Consider the following 12774-nt stretch of genomic DNA (forward strand, 5'->3'; position numbering starts at 1 on the left):
GCTTGCCGGCGATGGGCTGCGCAGCAGCCCCATTAGTCTATTGGTTGAGGTCAGCCATCGGCCGCTCAACAAACCGAATGCTATCGCGCCCACTGCGTTTGGACTGGTACAACGCCACATCCCCCTGCTCGATCAACGCCGCCAGGCTCGCCGGCGGCTGCTCGAACAGGTTGACACCGATGCTCAAGGTAACCGCGTGCGGCGTAGGCACGGTCTTGCTGGCATACTGCTGAAATTGCTCACGCAACAACCCACCCAGCTCCATCACCCGCTCGCTACTCGCCCCGCTCAACAAAATGACGAACTCATCGCCACCCAGCCGCGCGGCCAACGCGCGCTCGGGCAGTACCGTACGAATCATCTCACTCAGGGCAACCAGCAACCGGTCCCCGGCAATATGCCCGTGCAGGTCGTTGACCAGCTTGAAGTTGTCGATGTCGATCAGCAGCAACGCCCCAGGCTGCGCCGGGCTGACATCCTTGAAGAAATGCCCCGCCCGCACCTCCAGCGCACGCCGGTTGTACAGCGCCGTCAACGGGTCGCGGGCCGCCAGCCGGGCAATCCGCGCCTCGCGCCGATAGCGCACAGTGCCGGTCATCGACAAGGCAATCAGCATGATCGCCATCGCCCCCTCGACCAGGGAAATCTGAATGATCATCCCGCCAAAGGTGGCCAGGTCAATCAACGTACCCGGCGTGATCGCAATGACCGCCTTGGCCACATAGAACAGCCCGTGAATCAGCAGTACATAACGCAGCTGCACGGCCCCGACACTCAACGACTTGCCGTGGGGCCGCAACAGGAAGCTGGCCTTCAGCGTCAACGCCGCCACCAGCAACGAGTTGACCATCAACATCACCTTCGACCACTGCGGCCCTACGGGCAACAACAGCAAGGCGAACCAGACCACCACAATCATCAGCCAGGCCCGCGACAAGCGGTCCTGGGTAAAGCGCAGTACGCCCATCAGGAAAAACCAATGGGCTACCACCAGCAGACCGTTGGCAAACCAGATGCCAATGAACAACAACCCGACCCCGCGCAACAAGGCCAGGACACAACCGACAGTGATAGTGGCAAAACCGGCACTCCAGAACAGCAGCGAGGTTTCGCGGACACTGCGCCACTCAATCGCCAGGTACAGGGCAGCCGCCGCTGCCAGGGCGACCGAGATGGTCAGCATGGTGGGTGGATCTAGCGCCATATACGCATTGGCCTATCTGGTTAACGAGGAAAAGGCCCGATTGTATGCGCTCGTGATGACTTTTCAGAGGGGCCTTGGACGGTTGACTGCAAATGATAGCCCAGCCCCTGTCGATGGACGCACGCAGGCAATATCATTTTGACATCAACCAACCGTGTTCACTACCGAAATCACGGTGTCTCGTTCGTCTCAAGCCCGGAGAGAAAACTCACCAGTTGCCGGCCATGCGAGCTCAGTTGCTCCCAGTCACGGAAGCACAGGCGAAGCTCCAGGGTGGCCCAGCTTTCGGCCAGGGCCACCCTGCGCACCGGCAACTCCTGCTCGGCGCGAAGCGCCGCTGTTTCGGGCAGCATTGCCACCCCGGCACGCTGTGCCACCAACTGGGCGATCGCCTCGAAACTTGGTGCACGCACCCGTACCTTGAGGGGCATGGCCAGCTTCATCGCCATTTCCTCGACAAAGCGCTGCATGGGCCGCTCACCCGGCAGACAGATGAACGCAAAGCCCAAGGCGTCGACCAGGCGTAGTTGCTCGCGCCCGGCCAGCGGATGACCGGCAGGCACCAGCATCACCAGGCGCTCGGTGCGAAACGGCAGCGATACCACGCCCTCACTGTTGAGGATGCCGTCATACACACCGATTTCGCACTCGTTGGCCACCACTACCCGCAGCACATCCACGCTCTTGTGCTCGACCAGTTGCAGGTCGACTTCCGGGTAGTCCGCCAGGAACGGCCCTAGCACGGCGGGCAGCAATGTGCTGTTGGTCACAGTGGATGCCGCCAGGCGCAAGGTGATGCGGTGCTCACCAGACAACTCTTTCAAGGTGCCCTGAAGCTTTTGCGCCTCAGCGAGGACGGCTCGCGCGCCTTCGAGCACCAACCGCCCGGATGGCGTCAGCTGCATGCCACCCGCATTGCGGATGAACAGCGCCAGCCCGCAGCGCTCTTCCAGCAGGCGCAGCCGATTACTGGCGGCCGATACCGCAACCGGAAAAGTCGCAGCCGCCTTGCTCAGGCTGCCTGTGGCCGCGATGGCCAGCAGCAGGCGCAGGTCTGTCAGGTCGAATGGCATGCCTTCTCCAAAAGCGAACACCCTGTTCGATTAAAAGCGATTCTAGCCTAGCCGCCTTCTGTTCAGAATAAGCCCTGTCATTCTTCTGCCTTGGGTATCCCATGAACGCATTACGCAGCCTGATCCAACGCCAGATGCAGAGCGGTGCTTTGTACGCCGTGCTGGCCGCCCTGGGCTTCAGCTTCAAGGCGATTTTCGTCAAGCTCGCCTACGCGGCCGGGCCAGTGGACGCCATCAGCCTGCTGGCGATGCGCATGGGGCTGGCGCTGCCGTTGTTCGCCTGGCTGGTATGGGCCAGCCGTAGCCAAGGCAGCGCCCCTCTCAAACTGGGCGACGGTTTGCGTGTGGCCTTGCTCGGGCTGCTGGGTTATTACCTGGCCAGCCTGTTCGACTTCTATGGCTTGCAGTACATCAGCGCCGGGCTCGAGCGGCTGATCCTGTTCACCTACCCGACGCTGGTGCTGGTGTTCCAGGCCATCGCCCTGCGTGAACGGCCAAGCCTGCGCACCTTGTCGGCCATGGGCCTGTGCTACCTGGGGCTGGGCATTGCCTTTGTCCACGACGTCAGTGTCGCCGGGGTTGGCCAGCAGGTGGTGCTGGGCTCGCTGTGGGTGTTCGCCAGTGCGGTGACCTACGCGCTGTATTACTCCGGCACCGGGATGATGCTCAAGCGCATGGGTTCGATGCGCCTGGCCGGGCTGTGCGGCACCGCGTCCTCGCTGATGGTGTTGGCGCATTACCTGCTGGTGGCACCGGTCGGGCAGCTGTGGCAGTTGCCGGGCGCGGTGTGGACCAATGCCGGGTTGATGGCGGTGTTTTCCACGGTATTGCCGATCTACTGGGTGGCGCTGGCGATCCAGCGGCTGGGGCCAACCCACACGGCAGCGGTGGGCAACCTGGGGCCGGTGCTGACGGTGTTGGCGTCATGGGCACTTTTGAGTGAAGAGATTTCGCTGTACCAGGTCGTCGGGCTGGCGGTGGTGCTGTTTGCCGTGTCGCGGCTCAAGCCGAAGGGCAAGAAGGAGGCCGCAGCAGCTACAGTTTCCGGGCCGGCACGGTCCCTGTAGGAGCGGCCTTGCGCCGCGAAAGGGCCGCAAAGCGGCCCCTCGGTATCAGCATTGAATCACGATTGGGGGGCTGCTTCGCAGCCCTTTCGCGGCACAAGGCCGCTCCTACAAAAAGCGCACCCGGCACATCATCAGAGCACCCGCTTGATCAACGGCTCCAACCGGCTAAAACGCAACCGCCGCAGCAGCTTGCGTACTTCCTTGGGGTGTTCGGCCTTCACCCCCAACGCCTCTGCCGAGCCAATCTTCGGCGCATGCCGGCGCAGCTCGGTCAGCTCCGCTTCCCGTGGCGTCAGCCATTGCCCTTGCGGGTCATCGATCAGCAGGCCGTTTTCCAGGTCCAGGTTGAACCCGCGCGGGTTCAGGTTGTTGCCGGTCAGCAGCGAATAGCGTTGGTCGACCCACACGCCCTTGGCATGGAAGGTATGCCCGGGATCGTTCCAGATCCGCACCTGCAACTGGCCACTGGCAATCGCGGCATGGCGGCGTCGGGCGAAGGCACGCAGGTTGTCTTCGTACAGATAAGGCAAGGCGCCACTGGCACTGAACGGCTCACCCGGGGCGATATAGAAGTCGTTGGCGGTGCGGTCACCGACGATCAGCTCAACCTGCACCCCCCGCTCCAGCGCATGGTCAAGTTCGCGCATCACCACCCGCGGCGGGTTGAAATACGGCGTACTGATGATGAGTTGCGTGCGCGCCGCCGCCAACAAGGCGCACATTGCCCGGTTCAACGGGTTGCCACGGCCCACGCCCAGCAGCGGAATCACCCGCAGCCCCTGCCCTGCCACGCTGGCCGGTGCTTCGTAGGCCATGCGCCGCAACCGTGCGCGCAAACGCCGTATGTCGCCGCGCAGGCTGCGGGTGGCAGGCGGTGCAGGCAAGTCGAGGCGCGGTGTGGCGGTGTGGTGCAGCAGGCGCTGCACCAGGTCGACCATGGCGTCGGCCAGCCCCGGCGACTGGAACAGGTGGTAGCGGTCCAGGCGATAGCGGTCGAAGCGGTGCAGGTAGACGTTGTTCAGGCTGGCGCCGGTGTAAATGACGCAATCGTCGATGATGCTGCCCTTCAGGTGCAGTACGCCGAACAGCTCGCGGGTCTGCACCGGCACCCCATGAATGACGATATCCAGCCCACGCAGTTGGCGCTGGGCCTGGTACCAGGCGGCGTTACCCGGCTGGCGCCCTCCCCCCAACAGGCCACGGCGGGCACGGAACCAGTCGACCACGATGGTGATTTCCAGGCCTGGCCGCTCGGCCTTGGCCTGGTACAAGGCATCCAGCACTTCCTGGCCGGCTTCGTCTTCCTGCAGGTACAGCGCGACGATGACGATGCGCCGGGTTGCGGCGCGGATGCGTTCGAGCAGGCAGGCGCGGTAGGCCTTGGCATCGGGCAGCACCTGGATCGACTCGGGCGATATGGCGTAGCCTGGCAATGCCGCCAGCATGGTTTCGGGGTTCACGAACGATCACCTTCTCTGTGCAATCACTGTTGGCCCTGCCAGCCGGCGGGGCCATTCCTGGCCGCTGCGCCGGGGGTGTAAGATCGACCCGGCAACGACTTATAACAACAAGAACCACGCGAGGCTGTATTTCTCTCTGCCCCTGACGAACTATGCCTCAGCTTGCACAGGAACAGCGCAATGGTCCACCCCGCTTCTACAAACCTGTCGCCGTCTATTGTAAAGAGTTGTTCCGTAAAGACCTTCGGCTTTCTGATTTTGCCCAATTTCACCACCATCGGCCTGGCGTCGGCGGTGGAAACCCTGCGCATGGCCAACCTGGCCGCGCGCAAGCCACTGTATCGCAGCGTGCTGATTGCCGCAGACGAGGCACCTGTGGTCGCCAGCAACGGTATGCGTGTGCTGCCCGACTACAGCATCGCCAACGCCCCCGAACTGGATACGCTGCTGGTGGTCGGCGCCAACCCGATCGACCGTGGCCGCAGCAGCCGCCCGCTGATCGACTGGTTGCGCAAGCTGGCTCGCCAGCACCTGCCATTGGGCGGTATCTGCACCGGTAGCTACCTGCTGGCCAAGGCCGAACTGCTCAAAGGCTACCGCTGCACCATCCATTGGGAAGACCTGCCGACCTTGCAGGCGCACTTCCCCGGCATTGTCATTTCCAGCCAGCTGTTCGAGCTGGACCGCGACCGCTATACCTGCTCGGGTGGTGTGGCAGCCATGGACATGATGCTGCAACTGGTGGCCCGCGAACCCGGTGGCCAGGACATCGCGGCCAAGGCGGCCGAGCTGTTGCTGTGCGACCGCGTGCGGGGCGAGCGCGATCGCCAGCGGGTACCGCTGCGCACCCTGCTTGGCAGCGCCCAGCCCAAGCTGAGCCAGGTGGTGGCAATCATGGAGGCCAACCTGGAAGAGCCACTGGGGCTGGAAGAACTGGCCAGCCTCAACGAGGTGACCGTGCGCCAACTGGAGCGGCTGTTCCACAAGTACCTGCAGCGCACGCCCAGCCAGTACTACCTGGAGCTGCGGCTGTCACGGGCGCGGGAGTTGCTGCTGCGCAGCGATGTGCAGGTGCGCGAGGTGGCGCTGGCTTGCGGGTTCAGCTCGCCGGCGCATTTTTCCAAGAGTTACAGCCGGTTCTTCGGCTTGTCGCCTTTGGGGGAGCGGCGGCAGGCTTCTTTGCATTGATCCAGATTTTGCAATAGTTTTGCCGGCCTCTTCGCGGGTAAACCCGCTCCCACAGGGACCTCACAGGCCTTAGCACTGTGCGATCCCTGTGGGAGCGGGTTTACCCGCGAAGAGGCCGGCACAGGTCTACTAATCCTCTAGAGCCAAGTGCGCAGTTTCCCGGCACATAAGCATGGCCACCAGTGCCACCAGTGCTGCCGCCAGCAAATACCCCGCCGGCGCCAGCTTGCTGCCGGTCACCTGGATCAGCCAGGTGGCAATGAACGGTGCAGTGCCGCCAAACAGCGCGTTGGCCACATTGAAGCTCAGGGCAAACCCACTGAAGCGCACCCGGGTCGGGAAAATCTCGGCCAGCAGGCACGGCAAGGTTCCGTCGTTCATTGCCAGTATCGCCCCAAAGCAAATCTGGATCGCCAGGATGACCAGCAGCGGTTGCCCGTCAAGCAGGCGGAACAACGGCACGGTCAGCCCCAGGAACAACAGCGAAGCCACCACCAGCATGGTCTTGCGGCCAAACCGGTCGGACAGCCGCCCCATCAGGAAGATCAAGCCGATGTAGGTGGCCAGCGAAACTGTCGAAGCAATGAATGAATCCCGCTCGCTCATGCCCATCTCACTGGACAGGTAGGTCGGCATATAGCTGAGCAGCAGGTAGAACGCCACCGCGTTCAGGCAGGTAACGCCAATGCCGATGGCCAGGCTGCGGCGGTGCTGGCCCAGCAGCTCGCGCAGCGGCGTCGGGGCCATGCCGGCCTTGTGTTCCAGGCGCTGCTCCATCTCCAGGAACTTGGGCGTGTCCTGCAGGCTCATGCGGATATAGCGCCCCACCAGGCCGAACGGCGCCGCCAGCAGGAACGGCAGGCGCCAGCCCCATTCATGCAGGGCTTCACTGCTGAGCAGTTCGTGCAGTACCGCCACAAACGCCGCGCCGAACAGCAACCCCGCTGCGGTGCTGGCCGGCACGATGCTGGTGTACAGGCCACGCCGGCCGGCCGGCGCGTACTCGGCCAGGAATGCCGCCGCACCGGCGTATTCGCCCGAGGCAGAAAAGCCCTGCACCAGGCGGATCAGCAACAGCAGCGCCGGCGCCCACAGGCCGATTTGTGCATAACCGGGCAACAGGCCGATGCAGAAGGTGGATACCGACATGATCAGGATCGACCACGACAGTGCGTTGCGCCGGCCATGGCGGTCACCAAAGTGCCCCCACACGATACCGCCTAGCGGGCGAACCAGGAACGACAGGGCAAACACGGCGAAGGTTGCCAGCAGGCCGGTGGTCTTGTCGGTCTGTGGGAAAAAGGTGGCGGCGATGATGGTGGCCAGGTAGCCGTAGGCGGCGTAGTCGAACCACTCGACGAAGTTGCCCATGAAACTGGCCCGGGCGGCCTTGCGCAGGGCTTGGCGTTCGGCGTTGTGTGTGGGGCCGGCGACGGTGGATGGGTCAAGTGTGGTGCTGGACATGACAGGTACCCTCTGGTTCTTTTAATTGGAGGCAGGGTCTGGTGGTCATACAGTGATTTTTTTGTTGTCCAGGCTGGCCTCTTCGCGGGTGAACCCGCTCCTACAAGTGCTGTGAAACTCCTGTGGGAGCGGGCTTGCCCGCGAAGCAGGCGGCGCCGATGCTTACTTGCGAATGATGTTGTGCTCCGGCCCATACGGGAACCTGGTGATGTTCTCGGCACCGTTGTCGTTGACGATCAGGATGTCATGCTCGCGGTACCCGCCCGCCCCCGGTCGCCCTTCGGGCAGCATGATCATCGGTTCGATCGACACCACCATGCCAGGCTCCAGTACCGTGTCGATGTCTTCGCGCAGCTCCAGCCCCGCTTCGCGGCCGTAGTAGTGGCTCAAGGTGCCGAACGAGTGGCCATAACCGAAGGTGCGGTATTGCAGCAGGTCGTGGCGCAGGAAGATTTCGTTCAGTTCACGGGCGATGTCGCTGCAACGCATGCCCGGGCGTACCAGCTTCAACCCGGCTTCGTGCACCTCGACGTTGGCCTGCCACAGGCGCAGGTATTCATCCGGGCAGTGGTCGAGGAACAGTGTGCGCTCCAGCGCGGTGTAGTAGCCAGCGATCATCGGGAAGCAGTTGAGGCTCAGGATTTCACCCTTGCCGACGCGACGGCTGGTGACCGGGTTGTGCGCGCCATCGGTGTTGAGCCCGGACTGGAACCAGGTCCAGGTGTCCATCAGTTCCGCATCGGGGAAGCGCCTGGCAATTTCACGGACCATCGCCTGAGTGGCATGCAGCGCCACCTCATACTCCGGCACCTGCTCGCGCAGCGCCTCCACCACTGCCGCACCGCCAATGTCGGCCACCTGTGCCCCGTGGCGGATCAGCGCCTGTTCCTCGGCCGACTTGATCATGCGCATGCGCATGCACGGCGCGCCAATGTCCAGCAACTCGGCTTTGGGGTAGCAGGCAGCCAGTTTGGCGTGGTTCTGCAGGTTGAGGTGGTCGTGTTCGACGCCGATGCGCGAGGCCAGCGGCAGCGCCTGCTGGATGGCAACGAAGTAGTTGTCGCGTTGCCAGTCGGTGTAGACGATGTTGTCAGTGCCGACCGTGCGCCGCCAAGGCTGCCCGCCATCGATATTGGCGCTGATCGAGACGACCTTGTCCTGAGTGATCACCAGCGCATAGGGACGGCCGAACGAGCAGTAGAGGAAGTCGCTGTAGTAGTTGACGTTGTGGTACGACGTGAAGATCGCCGCTTCGATGTCCTGCTCGGCCATGTAGGCCCGCAGCCGGGCGTGGCGGGCCGCATATTCCTGGGCCGAAAAGGTCGGCTGCACCTTGTCGCCGTTGCGGATTTTCAGGGTCTTGGGCATTTGCATGGTCGGGTTCCTTGTCGTTGTGAGCACGCTGTTCAGGCAGGCCGCCTGAGAAACATTGCAACAGAACCGACGAGGACGCTTTTGTATCTATCCGACCTGGAATTGGCGGGATTGCCCGTATCGATGGGGCTGCTTTGCAGCCCATTCGCGGCACAAGGCCGCTCCTACACGTCCAGCGTAGCCTTCACGGCCTACGCACTACCTGTAGGAGCGGCCTTGTGCCGCGAATGGGGCGCAAAGCGCCCCCAGTAACACCTTTACTTCAGGTCAAAACGATCCAGCTCCATGACTTTCTGCCAGGCGGCCACAAAGTCCCGCACAAACTTGTCACCCCCATCACTGCTGCCATACACCTCGCTCAACGCCCGCAACTGGGCATGCGAACCAAACACCAGGTCAACGCGGCTACCGCTCCACTTCACCTGCCCGGTCTTGCGGTCGCGGCCTTCGAAGGCTTCGTTGTCCGCCGAAGTCGGCTTCCATTCCACGCCCATGTCCAGCAGGTTGCGGAAGAAGTCGTTGCTCAAGGTGCCGGGTCTGTCGGTGAACACGCCCTGCCTGCTGCCGCCATGGTTGGCGCCCAGCACGCGCAGGCCGCCAATCAGCACGGTCAGCTCCGGCGCGGTCAGGGTCAGCAACTGGGCCTTGTCCAGCAACAGCTTCTCGGCCTTGACGCTGTAGCGGGCCTTGGTGAAGTTGCGGAAGCCATCGGCCAACGGTTCCAGCACGGCGAACGACTCGACATCGGTCTGCGCCTGGGACGCATCGACGCGGCCCGGGCGGAACCCTACGCTGCCCGTGTAACCGGCATCCTTGGCAGCTTTCTCAACGGCTGCGGTACCCGCCAGCACGATCAGGTCGGCCAGGGACAGCTTCTTGCCGCCGTTGTTGAACTCGCCCTGGATCTTTTCCAGCGCAGCCAGCACCTTGTCCACACCCTGGTTTACAGCCCAGTCTTTCTGCGGCGCCAGGCGCACGCGGGCGCCATTGGCACCACCGCGCTTGTCGGAGCCACGGAAGGTCGACGCCGATGCCCAGGCGGTGGAGACCAGCTCGCCCACGCTCAAGCCCGAAGCCAGCACCTTGGCTTTGAGGGTAGCAATATCTTGCTCAGTGATCGTGGAGGGCTCAGCTTTGGGCAATGGGTCTTGCCACAGCAACTCTTCGTTGGGCATCTCCGGGCCCAGGTAGCGCGCCAGCGGGCCCATGTCACGGTGGATCAGCTTGTACCAGGCACGGGCAAAGGCATCCGCCAGCTGGTCAGGGTTGTCCTTGAAGCGACGGGCGATCGGCTCGTAGATGGGGTCGAAGCGCAGCGCCAGGTCGGAGGTAAGCATCGACGGTGCGTGTTTCTTGCCCGGATCGTGGGCATCCGGCACGGTGCCTGCGCCTTTGCCCTCTTTCGGCCGCCACTGGTGTGCGCCCGCAGGGCTCTTGGTCAGTTCCCACTCAAAGTTGAACAGGTTGTTGAGGTACTCGTTGCTCCACTGCGTGGGGGTCGAGGTCCAGATCACTTCCAGGCCGCTGGTGATGGCATCACCGCCCTTGCCGGTGCCGAACTTGTTGGGCCAGCCCAGGCCTTGCAGCTCAAGGCCAGCCGCTTCCGGCTCGGGGCCGACGTTGTCGGCGGGGCCGGCGCCGTGGGTCTTGCCGAAGGCGTGGCCGCCGGCGATCAGCGCTACGGTTTCTTCATCGTTCATGGCCATGCGGCCAAAGGTTTCACGGATGTCCTTGCCCGAAGCCACCGGGTCGGGGTTACCTTCCGGGCCTTCCGGGTTCACGTAGATCAGGCCCATCTGTACGGCGGCCAGCGGGTTTTCCAGGTTGCGCTCGGCGGACAGGTCGCGATTCTGTTCTTCGCCGTGCTTGGCCGGCTCGGCCACCAGGTCACCCTGCCCTGGCGGTTGGGCCTTGACCTGCTCCTTGCCGTAGCGGGTATCGCCGCCCAGCCAGACCTTTTCCGAGCCCCAGTACACATCTTCATCCGGCTCCCACACATCGGCGCGCCCGCCAGAGAAGCCGAAGGTCTTGAAGCCCATGGACTCAAGGGCGACGTTACCGGTAAGCACGATCAGGTCGGCCCAGGAAATCTTGTTGCCGTACTTCTGCTTGATCGGCCACAACAGGCGCCGGGCCTTGTCCAGGCTGACGTTGTCCGGCCAGCTGTTGAGCGGGGCGAAACGCTGCTGACCAGAGCCCGCGCCACCCCGGCCATCGCCGATGCGGTAGGTGCCCGCGCTATGCCAGGCCATGCGGATAAACAGCGGACCGTAGTGGCCGAAGTCGGCCGGCCACCAGTCCTGCGAGTCGGTCATCAAGGCGGTCAGATCTTGTTTCAAGGCCTGGAAGTCGAGGCTCTTGAACGCCTTGGCATAATCGAAGTCCGGGTCGGGGCTGGACTTCGACGAGTGTTGGTGAAGAATGCGAAGGTTGAGCTGGTCAGGCCACCAGTCACGGTTGGTGGTGCCGCCACCTGCGGTTTGATGGAACGGGCATTTCGATTCGTTCGACATCTGCGGGTACCTTTGGGTCGGTTATCCAGATTTCCGGTCTATGCCAGGTGTTCTTTCAGCCGAGCGTGTGGGCTCGTGCTACCCCTCATCAGGTGTACACGGGGCTTGCGAAGCTGTCACGGCGGCTTGGCGCGTCTTGCACCCAGGTGCTGACACGCCGCCCGCTCGCGGAATTCGCGGGGCCACGGGAAAGACTAGCCGAGCTTGGGCAGAGTTCTAATAGAGTGGCTGTTGGGGCTTGATAGGCTGGCTCTGTCAGGTTTTCCTGTACCGGCCTATTCGCGGGTGAACCCGCTCCCACAGGGACACCACAGGGCCCTGAAGACTGTGCAGTACCTGTGGGAGCGGGTTCACCGAGGCGTCGAACCGCCGCGAAGAGGCCGGCACATCCATACAAGGCAAGCAGGCCACCCACATGCTTCAATACACCGCCAAGCCCTCTCTTCCCGGAACCTGAGCCCAATGAACCGCAACGACCTGCGCCGCGTCGACATGAACCTGCTGGTGCTGTTCGAAGCCCTGATGATCGAACGCAACCTGACCCGCGTCGGTGAAAAGCTGTTCATCACCCAGTCCACCGTCAGCGCCGCCCTCGCCCGCTTGCGCGAGTTGTTCGATGACCCGTTGCTGATCCGCAGTGGTCGGGCCATGGAACCTACGCCAAGGGCCATGCAGATTTTCGCCGAACTGGCGCCTGCGATGGACGTGATTTCCGCCGCCATCAGCCGCGCCCGCGAATTCGACCCGGCCAGCAGCTGCAATGTGTTCCGCCTGGGGCTGTCGGACGATGCCGAGTTCGGCCTGTTCCCGGCCTTGCTGCAGGCCCTGCGCGAGGAGGCCCCGGATATCAGTGTGGTGGTGCGCCGGGCCAACTTCCTGCTGATGCCTGGCCTGCTGGCCAGTGGCGAAATCTCGGTCGGTGTGAGCTACACCACCGACCTGCCAGCCACGGCCAAGCGCCGCAAGCTGCGCGACATCGGCGTGCGCGTGCTGCGCGCCGACGACCGCCCCGGCCCGTTGACCCTCGACGAATACTGCGCCCGCCCACATGTGATGGTGTCGTTCTCCGGCGACATGAGCGGCAACATCGACCTGGACCTGGCGCGCATCGGCCGTTGCCGCAAGGTGGTGCTGGCCGTGCCGCAGTTCGGCAGCCTGCGCGCCCTGCTGCGCAACACCGAGCTGATTGCCACCGTGCCGGACTACGCCGCCTGCGCCCTGGCCGACGACGGTAGCCTGCGCGCCGACCCGGCGCCGTTCGACATCACCGAGGCCGAGCTGTCGATGGTCTGGAGCGGCGCCCAGGACAACGACCCGGCCGAGCGCTGGCTACGCGAGCGCATCTTGCAGTTCATGGCCACGCAGTAATGCATCGACCTCATCGATAGCCACCATGAATGCCATCAAGTTCCGATGTGGCCAGCGCGGGCG

The 12774-nt window shown here is 63.6% G+C and carries 9 protein-coding genes; 3 read left to right on the plus strand and 6 right to left on the minus strand.

Features of this window, described 5'->3' with window-relative positions:
* Positions 1-37 precede the first annotated feature (37 nt).
* Positions 38-1183, minus strand: coding sequence for a GGDEF domain-containing protein (locus ABOC32_RS20260; RefSeq protein WP_426808577.1), 1146 nt, complete (start codon positions 1181-1183; stop codon positions 38-40).
* A 191-nt stretch (positions 1184-1374) separates the two neighbouring features.
* Positions 1375-2277, minus strand: coding sequence for a LysR substrate-binding domain-containing protein (locus tag ABOC32_RS20265; RefSeq protein ID WP_426808578.1), 903 nt, complete (start codon positions 2275-2277; stop codon positions 1375-1377).
* A gap of 101 nt (positions 2278-2378) precedes the next feature.
* Between ABOC32_RS20265 and ABOC32_RS20270 the strand changes: the two genes are divergently transcribed.
* Positions 2379-3344, plus strand: a complete 966-nt coding sequence (locus ABOC32_RS20270; RefSeq protein ID WP_426808579.1) for a DMT family transporter — start codon at positions 2379-2381, stop codon at positions 3342-3344.
* A gap of 131 nt (positions 3345-3475) precedes the next feature.
* On the opposite strand, the gene pssA is transcribed toward ABOC32_RS20270, so the two are convergent.
* Positions 3476-4804: a CDP-diacylglycerol--serine O-phosphatidyltransferase gene (gene pssA, locus ABOC32_RS20275; protein WP_426808580.1), complete on the minus strand. Its 1329-nt coding sequence runs from the start codon at positions 4802-4804 to the stop codon at positions 3476-3478.
* 180 nt (positions 4805-4984) lie between these two features.
* On the opposite strand from pssA, the gene ABOC32_RS20280 reads away from it, so the two are divergent.
* The gene (locus ABOC32_RS20280) at positions 4985-5992 is read left to right on the plus strand and encodes a GlxA family transcriptional regulator (protein ID WP_426808581.1); all 1008 of its coding nucleotides are present in this window, start codon (positions 4985-4987) and stop codon (positions 5990-5992) included.
* Positions 5993-6121: 129 nt separating this feature from the next.
* Here ABOC32_RS20280 and ABOC32_RS20285 read toward each other — a convergent pair whose 3' ends face one another.
* From ABOC32_RS20285 to katG, 3 genes are all read right to left on the minus strand, one after another.
* Positions 6122-7456, minus strand: coding sequence for an MFS transporter (locus ABOC32_RS20285; protein ID WP_426808582.1), 1335 nt, complete (start codon positions 7454-7456; stop codon positions 6122-6124).
* A gap of 162 nt (positions 7457-7618) precedes the next feature.
* Positions 7619-8830: a M24 family metallopeptidase gene (locus ABOC32_RS20290; RefSeq protein WP_016499212.1), complete on the minus strand. Its 1212-nt coding sequence runs from the start codon at positions 8828-8830 to the stop codon at positions 7619-7621.
* Between the two features lie 257 nt (positions 8831-9087).
* Entirely contained in the window at positions 9088-11343 is a 2256-nt protein-coding gene (gene katG / locus ABOC32_RS20295; RefSeq protein ID WP_426808583.1) for a catalase/peroxidase HPI, read from the minus strand.
* Positions 11344-11805: 462 nt separating this feature from the next.
* Between katG and ABOC32_RS20300 the strand changes: the two genes are divergently transcribed.
* Positions 11806-12711: a LysR substrate-binding domain-containing protein gene (locus ABOC32_RS20300; RefSeq protein ID WP_426808584.1), complete on the plus strand. Its 906-nt coding sequence runs from the start codon at positions 11806-11808 to the stop codon at positions 12709-12711.
* Positions 12712-12774: the final 63 nt, after the last annotated feature.

The organism is Pseudomonas sp. WOUb67 (assembly GCF_050058005.1).
Classification (GTDB): Bacteria; Pseudomonadota; Gammaproteobacteria; order Pseudomonadales; family Pseudomonadaceae; genus Aquipseudomonas; species Aquipseudomonas putida_R.

Excerpts from the sequence above, each read along its gene's own strand:
- ABOC32_RS20260 (WP_426808577.1), bottom strand. The coding sequence starts at position 1,183 with ATGCTGACCATCTCGGTCGCCCTGGCAGCGGCGGCTGCCCTGTACCTG.
- ABOC32_RS20265 (WP_426808578.1), bottom strand. The coding sequence starts at position 2,277 with ATGCCATTCGACCTGACAGACCTGCGCCTGCTGCTGGCCATCGCGGCC.
- ABOC32_RS20270 (WP_426808579.1), top strand. The coding sequence starts at position 2,379 with ATGAACGCATTACGCAGCCTGATCCAACGCCAGATGCAGAGCGGTGCT.
- ABOC32_RS20280 (WP_426808581.1), top strand. The coding sequence starts at position 4,985 with ATGGTCCACCCCGCTTCTACAAACCTGTCGCCGTCTATTGTAAAGAGT.
- ABOC32_RS20285 (WP_426808582.1), bottom strand. The coding sequence starts at position 7,456 with ATGTCCAGCACCACACTTGACCCATCCACCGTCGCCGGCCCCACACAC.
- ABOC32_RS20290 (WP_016499212.1), bottom strand. The coding sequence starts at position 8,830 with ATGCAAATGCCCAAGACCCTGAAAATCCGCAACGGCGACAAGGTGCAG.
- katG (WP_426808583.1), bottom strand. The coding sequence starts at position 11,343 with ATGTCGAACGAATCGAAATGCCCGTTCCATCAAACCGCAGGTGGCGGC.
- ABOC32_RS20300 (WP_426808584.1), top strand. The coding sequence starts at position 11,806 with ATGAACCGCAACGACCTGCGCCGCGTCGACATGAACCTGCTGGTGCTG.